General features: G+C 40.1%; 12 protein-coding genes and 2 pseudogenes. 8 read left to right on the forward strand and 6 right to left on the reverse strand.

The window, feature by feature from the left end; translation table 11 throughout:
* Positions 1–123: 123 nt before the first annotated feature.
* A pseudogene (locus tag FTV03_RS13730) lies at positions 124–948 on the forward strand (hypothetical protein); the annotation flags it as partial.
* A 57-nt stretch (positions 949–1,005) separates the two neighbouring features.
* On the opposite strand, the gene FTV03_RS13735 reads toward FTV03_RS13730, so the two are convergent.
* Positions 1,006–1,896 (reverse strand): hypothetical protein, encoded by an 891-nt coding sequence (locus FTV03_RS13735; RefSeq protein ID WP_180041781.1) that lies wholly within the window; start codon positions 1,894–1,896, stop codon positions 1,006–1,008.
* A gap of 214 nt (positions 1,897–2,110) precedes the next feature.
* Between FTV03_RS13735 and FTV03_RS13740 the strand changes: the two genes are divergently transcribed.
* Complete coding sequence (locus tag FTV03_RS13740) at positions 2,111–2,332, forward strand: hypothetical protein (protein WP_000541018.1); 222 nt, start codon at positions 2,111–2,113, stop codon at positions 2,330–2,332.
* Here FTV03_RS13740 and FTV03_RS13745 read toward each other — a convergent pair.
* The 4 genes and pseudogenes from FTV03_RS13745 to FTV03_RS13755 form a co-directional block, all read right to left on the reverse strand.
* Positions 2,325–3,524, reverse strand: a complete 1,200-nt coding sequence (locus FTV03_RS13745; RefSeq protein WP_004890115.1) for an integrase arm-type DNA-binding domain-containing protein — start codon at positions 3,522–3,524, stop codon at positions 2,325–2,327. The genes FTV03_RS13740 and FTV03_RS13745 overlap by 8 nt on opposite strands.
* Before the next feature lie 219 nt (positions 3,525–3,743).
* A pseudogene (locus tag FTV03_RS18210) lies at positions 3,744–3,815 on the reverse strand (hypothetical protein); the annotation flags it as partial.
* Positions 3,816–4,057: 242 nt separating this feature from the next.
* The gene (locus FTV03_RS13750) at positions 4,058–6,124 is read right to left on the reverse strand and encodes an EAL domain-containing protein (RefSeq protein WP_180041783.1); all 2,067 of its coding nucleotides are present in this window, start codon (positions 6,122–6,124) and stop codon (positions 4,058–4,060) included.
* Positions 6,125–6,560: 436 nt separating this feature from the next.
* Complete coding sequence (locus tag FTV03_RS13755) at positions 6,561–8,771, reverse strand: carboxy terminal-processing peptidase (RefSeq protein ID WP_180041785.1); 2,211 nt, start codon at positions 8,769–8,771, stop codon at positions 6,561–6,563.
* A gap of 200 nt (positions 8,772–8,971) precedes the next feature.
* Between FTV03_RS13755 and nagZ the strand changes: the two genes are divergently transcribed.
* Positions 8,972–9,994, forward strand: coding sequence for a beta-N-acetylhexosaminidase (nagZ, locus tag FTV03_RS13760; protein ID WP_180021058.1), 1,023 nt, complete (start codon positions 8,972–8,974; stop codon positions 9,992–9,994).
* A gap of 130 nt (positions 9,995–10,124) precedes the next feature.
* Positions 10,125–10,994: a class I SAM-dependent methyltransferase gene (locus FTV03_RS13765; RefSeq protein WP_180041787.1), complete on the forward strand. Its 870-nt coding sequence runs from the start codon at positions 10,125–10,127 to the stop codon at positions 10,992–10,994.
* Between the two features lie 28 nt (positions 10,995–11,022).
* Here FTV03_RS13765 and FTV03_RS13770 read toward each other — a convergent pair whose 3' ends face one another.
* The gene (locus FTV03_RS13770; protein ID WP_180041789.1) at positions 11,023–12,351 is read right to left on the reverse strand and encodes an alpha/beta fold hydrolase; all 1,329 of its coding nucleotides are present in this window, start codon (positions 12,349–12,351) and stop codon (positions 11,023–11,025) included.
* A 303-nt stretch (positions 12,352–12,654) separates the two neighbouring features.
* Between FTV03_RS13770 and FTV03_RS13775 the strand changes: the two genes are divergently transcribed.
* The 4 genes from FTV03_RS13775 to FTV03_RS13790 all read left to right on the forward strand — a co-directional run.
* Positions 12,655–13,920: a glutamate-5-semialdehyde dehydrogenase gene (locus tag FTV03_RS13775; protein ID WP_078189652.1), complete on the forward strand. Its 1,266-nt coding sequence runs from the start codon at positions 12,655–12,657 to the stop codon at positions 13,918–13,920.
* Between the two features lie 494 nt (positions 13,921–14,414).
* Positions 14,415–15,632 (forward strand): acetate/propionate family kinase, encoded by a 1,218-nt coding sequence (locus FTV03_RS13780; protein WP_111884043.1) that lies wholly within the window; start codon positions 14,415–14,417, stop codon positions 15,630–15,632.
* 59 nt (positions 15,633–15,691) lie between these two features.
* Positions 15,692–17,833, forward strand: coding sequence for a phosphate acetyltransferase (pta, locus tag FTV03_RS13785; protein WP_180004548.1), 2,142 nt, complete (start codon positions 15,692–15,694; stop codon positions 17,831–17,833).
* A gap of 382 nt (positions 17,834–18,215) precedes the next feature.
* Positions 18,216–18,483, forward strand: a 268-nt coding sequence (locus tag FTV03_RS13790; RefSeq protein WP_131725237.1) for a transposase, incomplete at its 3' end; no start/stop codon positions are given.

The raw sequence follows: 18,483 nt of genomic DNA on the forward strand, positions 1-18,483 counted from the left end.
TAATCTTTTTCAGATTCAATCAATAATTGAACCGCTCTTTCTCTGATTTCAGGGGTATATTTTAATTTTGTCATCGGGATAGTCTCTCAGAATATTGACTCTCCGACAAACCCGGTACGGTTCAGTAACTCCCCTCAAACCGATCACGTATTTGAACGTTTACAAAATTTTCCCGGCATAAGTCCAATGCTACTCGAACATAAATTTTTCAAACTTAGTCAAAGTGTAAAAGCATTACACAAAGCTTATTCAAAATTAGGATATGAATTAGATAGGCCAATCAATCATTTATATTTGCATAATGAACAATATATCAATGATATTTTGCCTACAGTAAATTCTTTCGTGAATGAATTAAAAAGAGATTCAACGACTCGAATAGCAATGGCTGACAGACTCCAACGCTTAGAACTTATTAATGAATTAAAAAAAGAAAATGCACGAGTAATGAAAAAGCTCTTCAAAACTCAGCAACGATTTAACCTTAATATTTTTACATATGTATTCGATATGAATAAATGTGATTCACGTGATAAATCATTTATTGAGCAAGGGCTTACACAACAAATTTCAGTAATGATTGATAAATTTCATGATAAGTATCAATCTGAAATTTTAGATTTGTTTTTTCACGTTCAACGTGATTTATCAAATAATTATGTACTAACTGTATATAGTGCTACAGAACGTGAATGTAAACCGCTTTCGATGAAAGATTTCATCCCTCTAAGAAATGAAAAGTATCTCATCATTGCACCAAATACAAATATTATATTAACCACTCATGAAATTGATTATCCTATGGATATTCAAGGCGTTGAGGGCACAAATGAAAAGACATGGAAAGCAATTTTCGGAGAAATACTTCTTAAATACAACTATTTCTATTATGAAACTGAATACGTATCACCCAAATTTATTTACAAAAAATGTGACTCCAACCACTGAATTGTATAAAGCTTAATTGACCATTATTTGAATCTGCGTTTTATATAAAACACATATTTAATCTTTATTAAATAAAATTTCCTTTAATATTTCAGGCTGATTTCTTAACTCATGGATGATTGTTTCAGCAATGTATCCACCACTGTAAGGCATCTTATACCCAAACTCCTCCATCTCTTTAGAGGGATATTTTGCCTTCAATATCTGTTTAAGATTGTTAAGTTGCAGCTGTAATTTTTCTATTTTTTTCGCAATTGATGCTGGCTTTCTTCGCACGCCATCTGACTGAGCTTTAGCATACAACCGCTTACTCTCCTGCTCTAATTCACTGAGCGTTTTTTGCTTAAGCACAAGTTCAGACTGAAGCCATTCAATATCGTAAGCCTCAAAAGCTTTGACTAGATCATTAAGCACAAAATTAACTGCTTGATTCAAATTATCCCATTTGCCACGACGCGCCACCTGCTCTCTTAAAGTGCGATATAAAATTTCCCGTCTTGGATACAAATGCTTGTCGTAACGAGCTTTGACTGCAATAATTGCCTTTGCACTTTTGGCAAGTGTACGGTTCTGAATAAACTCCACCCCACCAAGCATTTGCACATAAGCAATTAAAATATCTGAATATTGCCTTTGGAAAATTTTGGCAGGCAAGTTATTCACCTCAAGTCTTAATGTATTTATCTGCATTAAAAGCTGTGCAATCTGGAATGGCTTGAAAGGGATTGAAACCACATCCCCCATCATTTCTAAATGAAAAGCTGACTGCTCACTCAATGGAAAATCATTCTGCTGCATTCTTTTTATGATTTTTTCTTTTTGATCAATGTATGATTGATTCCCCGTTTCTATTAATTCATTATCCAATTCACACTGATAGTAGTAACAAAAGTTTAACCATATATCCTGCTCAAGCTGCTCTAACCTTGATAATTTTTTATCAATCATAATTTATTAAAATACAGATAATTGCATAGCATAATACTACTATATTTCTAAATATGCGTACTGCTCTATTTTAAAAATTTTCTAAATTTTATAGTTACCCCATCAATGAACTGATCTAATAGTTTTAACATTATAGGTTGATTTCCAGCCAATATTTAAGGTTAAAAAATTAGTTCTTTTATCTAATTGCGATAATCACAAAAGGATCAAAGATATGGGCTACTTAACATCTAAAGAAATTCGCCACAAACTCAAAAATTGCTCTGCATCGACTTTATGGCGTTACCAACAACCTAATCAAAAAATGTTCGAGCAACCAATGCCTCAACCTATTAAGAAATGCGCTGGCTCTACTAGCCTTTGGGATGAAGAAACGTTTAACGAATGGCTAATCAAATATTTCAATAACAACCAAATGAGTAATCTGTCTAGCTAGACAGATTACTTAATTTTTTCCACCATTTTTTATAAGCCTTCGACATCTCTTTTTGATAATCATAATAGTCATATGTCCCCTGTTCCCCAGGCATCACATGACCAACCATCAGTTCCGCAACATCCCTACTTGTAAACGCACTGAAATTTGTCCTTGCTGTACGCCGTAAATCATGCATAGACCAATGATCCATTTCAATTTTATAATTCTTCCTTGCAAATTGCATGAAGTTATAAGGGGTATCTGTTGGCCCACTACGCCCCATTGGCTCTTTGCCATTTTCATGTGGGAAAATGTATTCAGAATTACTCAAATCCATTGCAGACTGAAGCCACGGTTTGATCTCATCAATAATAGGTCGAACAATGTCCCCTTTACTTTCTCCTGTCTTATGATTTTCATACGGTACTGTCCATGTATTTTTACTAAAATCAAAATCTGATTTCCGTGCAAGCCTCAACTCACTATATCGATTACCATAAAACAAACATAACTTGAGAAATAAAACATTCCTTAATGATGTTCTAGACTCATCACAAATTTTAAAAATTAAAGACAACTCATCATCTTGTAATACTCGAACAGTTTTATTTTTCTTAATATTTAAGTCACGCTTTCCAGTGATATGTCTTATGGGATTTTGCTCAATTAATTTTCGATTAATCCCCCAATCCAAACACTGCTTTGTATTCGTAAGAATGCGATCAGTTATCGATGGCGACTGTTTAAATTGCTCTTCTAGTAAATCTAACCACATATGTAATGTGATTTGCTCAGCAGGTATGCTACCTAACTTTGGAAAAACATAAAGTTCAAATGATCTTAAATATTGATCTGCATTCTTTTTATTAGGAATACTATATTTCGCATGCCACTCACGAAATAACGCTTCAAAAGTTATAGCCTCTGTGATCTTGTGAAGCTCTACTTTTTTATGAATACGCGGGTCATGTCCCTTTTCTAAAATTGCTTTCATTTTCTGCAATTCAATACGAGCCTCTTTAAGGCTCATATTTGGATAGGTTCCCAAGTCTAAACGAGCTTGCTTATCGTTATATCGAAAACGCATCTGAAAAGTGAGTTTTCCTTTTTGCGATACACGAACGCTCAATCCATCTTGATCAGACTCTGTATGTATAGCTGAACGTTCACGATCTAGATTCTTCTTAAGCCACGTATCTGTTAAAGGCATTTTACTCCACCTGTGTACATATTTTTTTCAAATAGAAAATTCTAGAAAATGTGTACACACATATGTACACAAACATACTGACTAGACTTGAAATCTATTGAATGGGGTTGAAAGATATACCAGATAAAGAATATCAATATTTTTATATTTTTACAGCACTTACAATGCTTTTATTATTATATTTGAAATAGGTTGAATGGGCTTGAATAGATATCAAATATTTGGGTGGGAAATAATAGCGAAAGTACGTCGCTGAGCGACCTGTGTCGCTAATTCTTCTTTAAAACTCATGAAAGACACCTACTGCAAAACTCGCAGTGCAAAAGATCAGATCTGATCAATATGGAAAATTGGCGATATTGTATCAGATTGACCATTAAAAATAATCAACCACATCGGGTTGAGTCAAAATCTTAGCGTGGCGTGTCTTGATGTTTTACATTGGATGACGACCTGTTTTTATCGACGATATAACGTATTCCACTGTCTTTTCTTCTATACTCATTGGCAATGCGATAAGACCACAAATGACCTTATTCAACTTTCGCTTTCATGCTTTCTTCAAGCTGTGCCACTGGCATCGGCATTCCTAACAAATATCCTTGTAACTGTTGGCAACCTAAACGTTTTAAAATTTCTGCTTGTTGTTCTGTCTCTACACCTTCTGCAGTGACTGTTAGCCCCAGTCGAATTGCCAAGTGAATAATACTTTCTAAAATAATTTCTTCTTTAGAGCCAACGCTCAAATTGCGGATAAACTCACGGTCAATTTTCAGTTCATCTACAGGCAGTTCTTTTAAATATAAGAAACTTGAATGTCCCGTTCCAAAGTCATCAATCGCAACTTTAATCCCCATCTGTCTCAAATGTTCAAAAGTCACAATACTGGCATCGATATGATGCATCGCTGTTGACTCGGTAATTTCAATAATTAAATTTGACGGGTTAATTTCAAACCGTGCAAAAAGCGACTCTAAGGTACTAAATAAATGTTTATGTTCAAACTGAATGGCTGATAAGTTGACCGCAATCGGATACAGCGGCATGTTCAGCTTTTCCCAGTGCTGAATTTGCTTACAGGCTTCTTCAAGCGCCCAATAACCCATGGCAATAATTAGTCCTGTTTTTTCCGCGCCATTAATGAACTTATTTGGCGTCAGCATACCTAAGGTTGGATGATTCCAACGAATTAAGGCCTCAACCCCACAAATTTCACGATCAGTGGCATTAAATTTTGGCTGATAAAACAAGCTAAACTGCTGTTCTTCTACCGCTTTATATAAATCATTGATCAGTTTCGTCTGACTTTTTTCTTCAAATTGGTCGGCAGTATAATTAAAAAACGAATAGGTATTACGCCCCTGATACTTCGAACTCAGCATTGCAGTGTCTGCATTGATCAGCAGATCTTGCAAGTTCGCACCATGTTCAGGGTACATCGCAATACCAATACTGCCTGAAATATTGATTTCCTTGCCTGCAATCAAGAAGCTTTCTTGCATCAATTCCAATATTTTTTCAGACATTGCTGTGGCAGAGTCATTGCTTGCCGACTCGAGCACAATCAGAAATTCATCGCCACCGATTCGTAGCAATTTGGCTTGATCATCGATTAAACGGTGAATACGCGTAGCAATTTGAATCAGCAGTTGATCACCGACATGGTGTCCAAACACATCATTGACCGCTTTAAAACGGTCAATATCAATATAAATAAAAGCAATTTTATCTTGTCTTAAACGATGCTCTGTAAATAGGAAATGTGCATATTCAGCCAAAAACAGTCGATTAGGTAAACGAGTCAAATTGTCCTGTACCGCTTGATTGGCCAGTTCTCGATTTGCGCGCATCAACTGCAAACTGCGATGCTCTAAACGTTGCTCTAGTACTGCAACGCTAAAGGCTGCCATCAACAATAAACTGGTGACAAATAAGACAATAAACAGCAATAAATTGTGATTAATTTGAGCCGCGACCAATACATCCATCGAGTTTAGCGGTACAAAATCTACAGCCGCCATTCCTATATAATGCATAGCGACAATGCTAAAAGTCAGCATCACGGCAACAAAGGCATTCATGATGTTACGTTTAGACGAATACTTATTTTTAAATGTCAGCCAAAATGCTAAACCTGAACCACAAATCGCGACCAAAATTGAACAGATAACAATTAAAGGTTCGTAGCGTTGTTCATAGCCCTGAACGGCTAAACTCAGCATGCCGGTATAATGCATGCCGGAAATGCCAAGTCCCATTAACACGGAGCCTAAAATCAAACGAGGAAATGGTAGCGTCAGTCGTGTGGTTAACCACACGGCAAAAGTGGACGCGACAAAGGCGATAAAATAGGAAGTTAGGGTCAGACTGGTATCAAAACTATAATTTGAAGGCAAATGGCTGGCCATCATGCCCACAAAATGCATGCACCAAATCGCAGCACCTAAAATTGCACCGCTGAATAATAAAATGACATTTTCATATCTTGGTCGTGTTCCACGGAACAACATTTGTTCGAGTGAAACAGCTAAGTAACAACTTAATAATGCAACTACGATTGAACCAACGACCAGATTGTAATCATAATGAATATGGGTCATATCAAGCGTTCCGCTTAGGTTATCGTGGCACTTTCTTTAACCGAATTACCCAATCTATCTCTTCCCTTTAACTTGTTACATTTTCAATTACTTACTTATTTTCTCTTAGAATCTATTAGTCTACGGTAATGGTCAAGTCTTTCTTTCAAGATTTTAAGCAACTGATTAATTTAAAAAAATAAAGCTTGATGAAGTTCACTAAAACTTAAACTTTTGATAAAAATTGCATCAGGTGTTTATTATTTTAGAACAGTTTCTAATCATAATAAAATGAATAAGTTAGAATCATTTATAGATTGCTTTCTAGATTTAAATCGAACACCGCCCTACTCACAAAAAAATAGCGAGCCGTAGCTCGCTATTTCTCAATGGATAAATTCATCTTTTCTGTCAAAAACTCAAGCAATCATCTCAATGTTATTTATGGATGAATTACTTACTTTTTGGCTGTTGTTGTATGCGTTTTGCCTTGTAATTTGGCATAGTCCATTAGCACGTTTGCTGCTTCCGTCACAAAGACTTCTTCTTCAGGCAGTGCTGGACGTTGGTTTGCCTTCATTTTTGCACGTGCCTCCACCAATGCATCCATAGACGCTTGGTAGCTTTCCCAGTTGGCATAAGGTTTTTGACCCACCACTTTACGACGCTGATTTTCAGCATCCAAAGACTTTTGCTCTAGTGCCAACAGCTCGGCTTTACGCTTCGCTAAGTCAAGCACCACACGCTTTTGCTCTTCTGTCTTTTTCGCAATCGCAGTACGTTGCTCTAAATATTTAAATTGCGGATCAATGCTGACACGTTGCTGAGATGACTTAATCAAATCGGGAACATAGGCTTGGATCGAGCCTTCACGTTTAAACGGTGCTGTAGGAATGGTATCCCACTGTAAAGCATTTTTCGCTTTACGTTCACCAAACTCTTCATTGTAAATATCAACCAACTTAATATCAGGCACGACCCCTTTATTTTGGGTACTGCCGCCAGTCACGCGGTAAAATTTACGTTGCGTTAAGGTTGCTTGACCATAGGCTAAAGAGTCAAGTTGTACCTGCGCTGTTCCTTTACCCGTTGTGGTGCTACCAATCACCACACCACGTTCATAGTCTTGAATCGCAGCAGAATAAATTTCACTCGCAGACGCCGAAGCCAAGTTAATCAATACTGCCAATGGACCTGCATAAGTTTGCGCGCCCCCATCATCATCTTCAAACACGCTGACATTGCCATTGCCATCACGGATTTGCACCACTGGACCTGATTTAATCACTTGACCAAGCATACGTGCCACTTCTTCAAGTGAGCCACCAGGGTTGTTACGTAAGTCAATGATGATACCCTCAACATTTTGAGCATCTAAAGTTTTTAAGGCTTTATTGGTATCTTCTGACACAGAACGGTAGTCTGTACCTGCACGACGTGCACGATAGTTCAAGTAAAACGATGGAATTTCAATTACACCGAACTTATGTTTTTTGCCATCACGCTCAAGTTCAACGGTACGTGAACGCACGCCTGCATCTTCTTCTTGAATCACATCACGTACAATTGTGACATTTCGCGCTTGATTCATGGACGCACCAGCACCCAATAAACGTAAAGTCACTTTGGTGCCACGTTTACCACGAATCAGTCCGACAATTTCATTGCTCGGCCAACCGATCACATCCACCATTTTGTCGCCATCTTGGGCAACACCAACGATACGATCGCCTGACTTGACTTGTCCTGATTTGCTAGCAGGACCACCTTCCACAATCGTCTCGATTTTGGTGTAGTCTTCATTACCACGTTCAGGACGGATCGATACCCCAATCCCTTCCAATTGCAGCGTGGTTTGACGGTTCAATTCCATCGCATCTACAGGTGGAAAGTAATTACTGTGCGGATCATACGTCAGCATCATGGCATTCAGAGTTTTGTCGAGCACATCATCGCTTTTTAAACGACTAATCCGCTCTAACTGACGCGTATAACGCTTGGTTAAAGTCTGTACAGGTGTTAAGTCTTCAGGACCTGTTAAGTCTTGACCATTTGCCAGTGTTGGGTCATCTTTCAACGCTTTTTGTTTGGCTTTCTCTTCTTCTTTGCTGATGGTTAAATTGATCAGCTGAGAGACCAACATTTTATTCCAATGCGCACGCTGTTCTTCTGTCGACTTAAAGAATGGCGCTTTTTCACGATCGGTTTCGATGTAGCTATTCGGTTGATTTAAATTTTGTGGCTTTTTCAGCTCTTCCAACATATAGGTGTAGAACTGTTTTAAGCGCTCACGATATTGCGCATGAATGGCATACGGCCCTGTTAAATTGCCCGCTTTGAGATTTGCGCCAAAAGTTGGGCCATAACGTTTTTTATAATTTTCAATGTCCGATGCCAAGAACAACGTATGTTCAGCGTCTAAACTATCAATATAAAAATCTAAAATACGGTTAGAGGTATTGGCATCTAAACGCTGATTTAAATAGTGTTGACGGTCTACCAATGTTGCAAGCTGACGTGAGACCAAGGCTTGTTCTTGAGTGGGTTGAATAGTACCCGCACTCACTGCTTCTGTATTATTGGCAGCAATTGCGTCATTCACCACATGAGTGAAAAAGAATCCACCTGTCGCAATCGCAACGGCACAAGCTAATGTTTGAAGTTTCATAAATAATTTGTACTTCCTTGGTATTAAGACCAATATTACCGTGTTGGTTTTCGACCTGAATTGAATAGATTCAAAATCTTAAACAACTTAATATGTTTATGTCGTGTAGTTTTATCATATTCTCTGCTGACAAAGTGTAGCAAATCATTGCAGAATTCAGGTATTGTTTTTCCTTAAAAATTCCAACACGGACACCGAATATGATTGGCGCATTAATGCTCGACATTGCTGGCACAGAACTCACCCAAGAAGATATTGAACTATTACAGGCACCACAAGTTGGCGGCATGATTTTATTTGGTCGCAACATTGAATCTCCTGAACAAGTTCGTGCCCTGACCGACCATATGCGTCAAATCCGTCCTGATATTTTAATTGCCGTCGATCAGGAAGGTGGTCGTGTACAACGCTTAAAGCAAGGCTTCACACTCCTACCAGCTATGGGTAAGTTTGGAGAACTTTACTTAACTGAACCTGAAAAAGCAGTTGAACTGGCTGAACAATGTGGCTGGTTGATGGCGGCTGAAGTCCTTGCGGTCGGGATCGATTTCAGTTTTGCACCAGTGCTGGACCTAAATAATGTCAGTGATGTGATTGGTGACCGTGGTTTTGCCAAAAATATGCAAGACATCATTCCACTTGCAAGTGCTTTCTTAAAAGGTATGAAACGTGCAGGAATGGCATCTACAGGTAAGCATTTCCCAGGCCATGGCTCGGTGAAAGCAGATTCACATGTCGCTGCTGCCATTGACCATCGTAGTTATGAAGAAATCTATCAAAAAGACATGCAAAGCTTTATTCAACTGCAACCACAGCTTGATGCCTTAATGCCTGCGCATGTGATTTATGAAAATATTGATCCTAATCCTGCTGGATTTTCACCGTATTGGATTCAGAAAGTCTTACGTCAAGAGCTCCAATTTGATGGCATTTTATTCTCCGATGATTTAAGCATGCAAGCCGCTTGTGTCGCTGGCGGCGCAGATGCTCGTATCCAAGCAGCATTAAATGCAGGTTGTGATATGGGCCTCGTGTGTAATAACCGTGAATCTGCATGCATTGCGCTGGATGGCATTCAAAACTTGGCTCTTCCAAATCAAGAACGCCTAGAACGTATGCGCGGTAAAATCCCACAGATTGAGATTGGACAAAGCATTGAACTCGGGGCGGACTGGCAAAACGTGCGTAACCGTATTGTGGATTTTAAAAATCAATATTGCTAATCCAAGACTTTCAAAATTCTAGAAAATGGAGCACGACAAGGTGCTCCTTTTTGATTTATGATGAAGTCAAAATAAGTGCTTCGGCGCTATACAAAAATTGCCAATAAAAACAACATTAGGTCAGGACGACATGACACAAAGTTTATCGGAACATCGACACATTTCCTTTACTGCACATTACACCGGCTATATTTGGTACAGCATGGGGATTTCGCATCCCGTTTTTGCCACACGTAAAGGCAAATTTTTAGCACGTTTAGTTCATCCTTTAGAAAGCTGGGCAGAAAAGAATGTGGGCGGTAGCATGCGCTCGACGCTCAAACAGCGCCATGCCATGATCGATCAACATTTAGATCAACTCATTGCCCAACACCCTCAGCTACAAGTCCTCGAAATTGCTTGTGGCCTCTCCCCGCGCGGTTGGAATTTTCGCACCAAGCATTCTGAAATTAACTATCGTGAACTCGACTTGCCGGATATGGCAAAAATCAAAACACAGGCACTCAAACAGATTGACCCGCATGCCCCCGAGGTCTTAACTGGCGACATTTTCACACAAGATTTTGAACGTATTTTTCAGAGTTTTGACGCTGAACGTCCATTGGTGGTGATTAGCGAGGGGCTGATTAATTATTTTGATCAAACGCTACTGAATAAGTTATTGCAAGGGATCACCGAATATGGCGCCTCATTTCAGGAATTACATTATCTGACCGACATCTATCCTGAACCCGTCAAGAACCGTTTAGCACGTTTTATTTGGGCCAGTAGTAAATTACTCAAAGTCATGTCTCGCAGCGCTTTTACTTTTCATTTTCAATCCCCTGCTGAGTTACAGCAGTTTTTCAGTCATACAGGATTTGAAGAAGTAGACGTCGTTCAGCCGGACTTATACTTTCCACAACAGCAGCAAGAACAAGTGATTCCTTTTCACGATGCGGAGCAGCACTGCGGAGATTTAGTTTGGATGGTGCATGCCAAAACAAAAAAACAGCGCTAAAGCGCTGTTTTTTTTATATGTTCATGTTTTAACTTACGGCTTCTAATATCAACACATCTTCTTTTTGGCGTTGTACAAAGCGCAATAAACGCTCCGCCAACTCAAAACTACCATGCTTAAACAAAGCGCGAACCTGCGTATCTACAACGTCAAAGATGAGACATTCAATTTTAAACTCACCTTCTTCATCTTCTAGATGTAATGCCAAATCCCGAGGATATGCGTGCATGCAGTCCAACATTTCAGCCTGCACATTCAGCAACACGCCGAAATAATTTAAATCCATAATTTGAGTGTCAACCGCAAGGTCTGAATGGCGATGAGATAAATGCGTGAATGGCTGTTGTACACTCACCCGCGCTTCGCCACGGCGTTCGATATTTTGCATTTGCTCTCGGCTCATTGGAATGATCCCTTCCAACTGCTGAATAGACTCACCGCGTAGATAAGTTGCAAACAAATTCATGGTTTCCTTACGGCGTTGCAACTGTGGTAAATGATCTGCATTGGCAATCATGGCAAATTGCATATTCGGACATTGCAAGGCAAAACCTGCATTTTCATGCGGTAAAGTAAAACTGTCGTACTGCCCGCAAGACACCAATACATCACACTGTGGAATCGGCACGTCTTGCAAACGCAGCAAACGATTACAGTTAATGTCATAACGCTCTTGTTCGGTATTGGTGAATTCAGCCATTTGTCTAAAGAACAAACGCTTCGCTGTCGGTGACATACGCGTCACATCCAGTTTGGCATGATTGACCAAATACAAAATCACCGCTTGGCCAAATTCATCCATGCGCTGTTCTTTCATCAAGTGCAAGGATTCTTCAAGCAACATGCGCCAGCTCTTGCGCGTTTTTTGCATCACGCCCATTAAAATCATGCGATCAATCAACTCAGGACGTTGATCGGCCAGACCTGCTGCCACCACTGAACCTAGTGACATCCCCATCACGGATACTTTTTCTAGCCCGACGATATCCAGCCAAACGCCCAACATCTGCGCCAGATCACCCAACTCTAAAGTCCCTGCTGACACTGCTGTATCGACATTGGTAATTTGCTGGTTTGAGCCCATGGATGGTAAATCAATTAAAATAATAGGGCCTGCCGCAAATAATTGTTCGACACAATATTTGTAGGAATTAAAGTTTTGAAATGCCCCACCAATAATAACAATCGGGGTGCGATGAATGGTTTCAGGTTGTGCAATGGCCATATATTCGACCTTCCAGCCATCAATCCATGTCGTTCTGGCAGGCTGTTTAAAGCTTTGCTTGTCATACAGATCGAAAAAACTGTAATGCGTACTTTCCTGTACGGTGGGATCCATTTGGATAATGGAATTCATATTCCTTTCCTCCATTCCTGCCTTATTTTTATTGTCAGGAATTCATTTAGAGACTCTGCTCGACTTAGCGTCCTGCTCTTTAATCGTTATTTGTACGACTTCAATGTCGCTATTGTTTCATTCTATACAGAGGTTCATTTTACAAGCAACTGATATCCCCGCCGCTTATCTACTTTTGTTCTAAAAACAATTTCAAAATGTTAATTCTGGTCAGCATGTACAGTCGAATATGCACTTAAGTGCTTCATTGTTCAGTCACAGGCTGTTAATATCGAGTTGAAATTTCTAAGTGATCAAACCGCTATGCAAGAGTCTATTGAACAATACATGCAAACGGTAGGACAGCAAGCACGCACAGCATCACGTGTGCTCGCAGGGGCTTCTACCCAGACTAAAAATAATGCCTTATCAGCAATTTATACTGCTTTACAAAACAGTGAAACTGCAATTTTGGCAGCTAACCAAGTGGATATGACCAAAGCGCATAACAACAACTTGGATAGTGCTCTACTTGATCGCTTAGAACTTACCCCCACACGCTTTAAAGGCATGCTTCAAGGTCTAAAAGATGTAATCGCACTCACTGACCCGATTGGCGAAATTACCGATATGGCCTTTCGTCCGACAGGTATTCAGCTGGGCAAAATGCGCGTGCCGCTAGGTGTTGTCGGCATGATTTATGAATCTCGCCCGAATGTAACGCTTGAAGCCGCATCTTTAGCGCTTAAATCAGGTAACGCGATTATTTTACGTGGTGGTTCTGAAGCTTTGGAATCTAACCAAGCAATTGCGGCAGCGATTCAACATGGCTTAACTGCTGCAGGTGTACCTGAGCATGCCGTTCAAGTGCTTAATACCCCAGACCGTGCTGCGGTTGGCCAATTAATTACTATGCCTGAATATGTCGATGTGATCGTACCTCGTGGTGGCAAAGGCTTAATCGAACGTATCACCAATGAAGCACGTGTGCCTGTTATCAAACATCTTGATGGTAACTGCCATGTTTTTGTGGAAGCTCAGGCTGATTTGCAAAAAGCATTACCTATTGCGCTTAATGCCAAAACACACCGTTATGGCGTATGTAATGCCATGGAAACCTTGCTCGTCGATGAAAATGTCGCTGAAGAGTTTTTACCACGCATTGCTGAACTTTATGCTGAGAAAAAAGTTGAACTTCGTGGCTGTGCTGAAACCCAGCGCATTTTGGGTGAATCGATTGTTCCTGCAACTGAAGAAGATTGGTACACCGAATACTTAGGCCCGATTTTGGCAGTGAAAGTCGTTACTGGCCTAGATGAAGCGATCGAGCACATCAACAAATATGGCTCACACCATACCGACTCGATCATTACCGAAAACTTTAGTCTGGCTCGTCAGTTCTTGGCGCGTGTAGATTCGAGTTCAGTGATGATCAATGCCTCAACGCGTTTTGCGGATGGTTTTGAATATGGTCTTGGTGCTGAGATCGGCATTTCAACCGATAAAATCCATGCACGCGGACCAGTCGGCCTAGAAGGTCTGACTTCTCAAAAATGGATTGTATTTGGTGATGGTCAAATTCGCCAATAACACCCAATAAGACAATGAAAGCTGTGCTTTTCTGAGTAAAGGCACAGCTTTTTTTATGACGATTTAAAAAACTAGACCCAGGGTTCACATATTGAAATATAAGCCTGTAAACACACAGGATCTAGAATTGAAAAACAGATATTTTGACAATTAAATGCTTCAGAAAAATAAGAGAAGTTCAAATTACCTGCTTTTTTGCAACAATTTTAGGATTACAGCGCAGCAACCGCATGTTATGTTCTATGTATATCTCTTAAATCGTATAAATTTTGAGGATTATTTTATTAATAAATGAAAACTATGAACTGATAAATTTTAATTATTATTGTGCTCAGGGTCGATAGTGCTTAAGTCTAATCTCCTAAAGTCTATCTAGGACGATAAAAAAACCCATGATAAAACATCATCACAGATCTAAATTGCATCAATCAATACAACTGCAATCAGATCAATATTATGGATAAGTATTTCAATTAGAATTCGGGTATTTAAACGTGTCTACATCAGTATTAGTAATTAACTGCGGATCTTCTTCTATCAAATATGCGTTAGTTTCTGAGCGCCGTGAAGATCGTATTTTTGGTCTAGCCGAGAACCTAGGTTCTGCTGATGCACGTATTAAAGGGGTCACTACAGGTGGTGATGCGCTTGAGCTGTCTATTCCACATGCTGACCATGAAAAAGCCCTCGAAACTATTTTAGAGCGTTTGGCTCACCATAATCCTCAAGCGATTGGTCACCGTGTTGTTCACGGCGGTACATTAACCAAAGCTGAGCTATTAACACCAGAAATTATTGAACGTATTCGTGAAGCTACACCGCTTGCTCCATTGCATAACCCGGCTCACTTGGTAGGGATCGAAGCAACCATGCGCTTGTTCCCTGAACTTCCGCAAGTAGCCGTATTCGATACAGCATTCCACCAAACGATGCCGTCTCATGCATACCGCTATGCATTACCAAAATTCTTGTACACACAGCATAACGTACGTCGTTATGGCTTCCACGGTACTAGCCATGCCTACGTATCTGAGCGTGGCTCAATGTTGGCAGGCAGCTTTAAACAAGGTGGCTGGTTAACTGCTCACTTAGGCAATGGTAGCTCGACTTGTGCGATTTGGAATGGTCAATCTGTAGATACGTCAATGGGTCTAACACCACTTGAAGGTGTGGTGATGGGCACACGTAGTGGTGATGTTGACCCAAGTATTCACAGCTTCCTTGCGAGCAACTTAGGTTGGGATATCTACAAAATCGACAAAATGCTGAACAGCCAATCAGGCCTACTCGGTTTGTCTGATCTATCAAATGACATGCGTACATTGATCGAAGCATCAGAACAAGGCAATGAAGATGCCGCGCTTGCCATTGAAGTATTCTGCTACCGTTTAGCAAAATCTTTGGCAGGTCTCAGCTGTGGTCTACCACGTATTGACGGTTTATTCTTCACAGGTGGTATTGGTGAAAACTCTGCCTACATTCGTGAAAAAACGGTTTCATACTTACCGCACTTTGGTTTCAACCTGAGTAAAGAATTAAATGACAACTTAAAACGCGGTACTGAAGGTCGTATTGACCACGGTACTGGCCCACAAATTTGGGTTGTTCCAACCGATGAAGAAGGCCGTATTGCCAAAGAAACTGAGCATGTTGTAGACGAGGTGACAGCGTCTGCTACAAAAAAGTCTGATGCTGAAGCTGCGATTGCATAAGCAATCGCATCAGCCCCTTCGCCTTCAATATTAATTTTTAGCTTTAATTTAGACACCGTATGAAAACAATTTTACTCGTGCCAACTGGGGAAGGTGTAGGTTTAACATCTGCATGCTTAGGTTTAATTTATGCTTTGGAATGCCAAGGGGTCAAAGCAGGTTTTCTGAAACCATTTTCACAGGAAAATGTCGCAGATACTGTAGACCGTACAACGGCTCTTTATCGTCATTTATTTAATAATGAAACGGTAGAACCCATTCATCATGCCACCATCGTGAAACAACTGAGTCATGATGAAAGTGATGAATTGCTCGAAGAAGCAGTTCGTTTGCACCGTGAAATTGCAAAAAAGCATGATCTGATTATTGTTGAAGGCTTGGTTCCAAACAGCCGAGATAACTTTGCCTCAGAACTGAATGCGACTTTAGCAAAAGCACTCGATGCTAAAGTGATTATTGTCAGCACTGCAGATATTCAAAATGCCACGAAAACGGCTGAGAAAATTGATAGTTCTCTACGCCAATTCGGTGGTGCTGCATCTGAACGTACTGCGGGTGTTTTGTTTATGCGCACACGTGGCTTGCCAGAAGAGTCTGCGCAAATTCCTGTCACACTTGATCCAAATCTGCGTTTAATTAGTGACACCAATAAATTTGTACTCGAATTACAACAAAGTAATCCGCAAATTGGTTCTACACAGCTACCTGTTATTGGCCTCGTTCCATTTAGTAATACGCTCAGCGTACCGCGCATGTCTGACTTGGCGACGCATATTCAAGCGGAATGGATCAACCAAGGCGATGCTGCTCATCGCCGTGTACTACATAGCAGCTTAGTTGCATCGAATATTGAACATGAACTTCACAAATTTGTGGCAGGTGAACTGATTATCAGCGCCTCTGACCGTATTGATGTGTTGTTGGCTTCTAGCCTTGCAAGTAGCAATGGTATTCCACTTGCCGGTTTGGTTTTGACTGAACATCATCAGCCGAACCCACAAGTTTTAGATTTCTGCCAAACCGCGATTAAGCAAGGCTTACCGATTTTACATACGCCTTTAAGCACTTTTGAAACGGCACAACAACTTTCAAATTTAGGCAATGAAATTCCTGTCGATGACGTAGAACGTGCAGAGCAAGTGACTCGCTTTGTTTCAAGCCACATTAATGCTGAGTGGATTACTGAAGTATTGAATGGTTCGTATCAACCACGCTTGTCCCCTTCTGCATTCCGTCATGAATTGGTACAAAAATCCATTGCTGCGAAAAAACGGATTGTTCTACCTGAAGGTGATGAACCACGGACCATCCAAGCGGCTGCCATTTGTCAATCTCGTGGCATTGCACACTGTATTTTATTGGCAAAACCTGAAGCCGTAATTGAAGTTGCAAAAGCACGTAACATCGAACTTCCACATGATTTGGAAATCATTGATCCAGATCTGATTCGTGAAAACTATGTGCCGAAAATGGTTGAGCTGCGCAAAGGCAAACTCAATGATCTACAAGCACGTGAACAGCTACAAGATACTGTGGTTTTAGGTACCATGATGCTTGCACTCGATCAGGTGGATGGCTTAGTCTCAGGCGCAGTACATACTACGGCGAATACTGTACGTCCTGCATTCCAATTGATTAAGACTGCACCTGATTATTCATTGGTTTCTTCTGTGTTCTTTATGCTGTTGCCTGATGAAGTCTATGTATATGGTGACTGTGCCATTAATCCAGATCCAAATGCAGAACAGCTTGCAGAGATTGCGATTCAATCTGCAGATTCAGCAAAAGCTTTTGGTATTGACCCACGTATCGCAATGATTTCGTATTCAACAGGTACTTCTGGTGCAGGTGCAGATGTCGAAAAAGTGGCTGAAGCAACACGTATTGCCAAAGAACGCCGCCCAGACTTACTGATTGATGGCCCGCTTCAATACGATGCTGCATCGGTGGAAAGTGTGGGACGCTCTAAAGCACCTGACTCTAAAGTGGCTGGTCGTGCCAATGTGTTTATTTTCCCTGACTTAAATACAGGTAATACAACCTATAAAGCAGTTCAACGTTCTGCAAATGTAGTCAGTGTTGGCCCAATGCTGCAAGGTTTAAACAAGCCTGTAAATGACTTGTCTCGTGGCGCATTGGTCGATGACATCGTGTTTACCATTGCATTAACGGCAATTCAGTCTGAACAGCAAGAAGCTTAATTTTAGTTTCGAGTTCTAAACCACCCTTTCGAAAGATTGGGTGGTTTTTTGTTTTATATAACTTCCATTATATTAAAAATGGCTCAGAATTAGTGGAAATTTCTTTTAAATTCTATGGCTGAATTTTGAGTATTTGGTACATGACCAATAATGTATTCATTCTTCGCTTAAAAAAAGAAATCAAAGCTCTGATACACATATCTAATTTAAAAAATAAAAGGAAAAATTTACATAAATTAGAGCCTGGATATGAAACTAGGGCGTGACGTATTGCTTCAGTTTATGCCAATATTTATCTAGAAAAAGAGAGGTGGATCAGGAAATTTGAACAACACTTATAAGTGATATTTTGCTCCCCAAATGATGTTATAAACATCAATATATGGAGTATTTTATGGCACGTAGACCAAGAAGAAATCATTCAAATGATTTTAAAGCTAAGGTAGCACTTGCTGCGATTAAAGCAGAAAAAACACTTGCTGAATTGAGTGCTGAATTTGATGTTCATCAAAACCAAATTATCGACTGGAAAAATCAACTGATTTCAGCTTCCTCGCAAGCTTTCGATCAATCAAAAGCTCCAACAGAACCACCCATCGATCTAAAAAAACTACATGCAAAAATCGGTGAGCAGGCATTAGAAATTGATT

This window comes from Acinetobacter sp. YH12218 (assembly GCF_013417925.1).
GTDB lineage: Bacteria > Pseudomonadota > Gammaproteobacteria > Pseudomonadales > Moraxellaceae > Acinetobacter > Acinetobacter amyesii.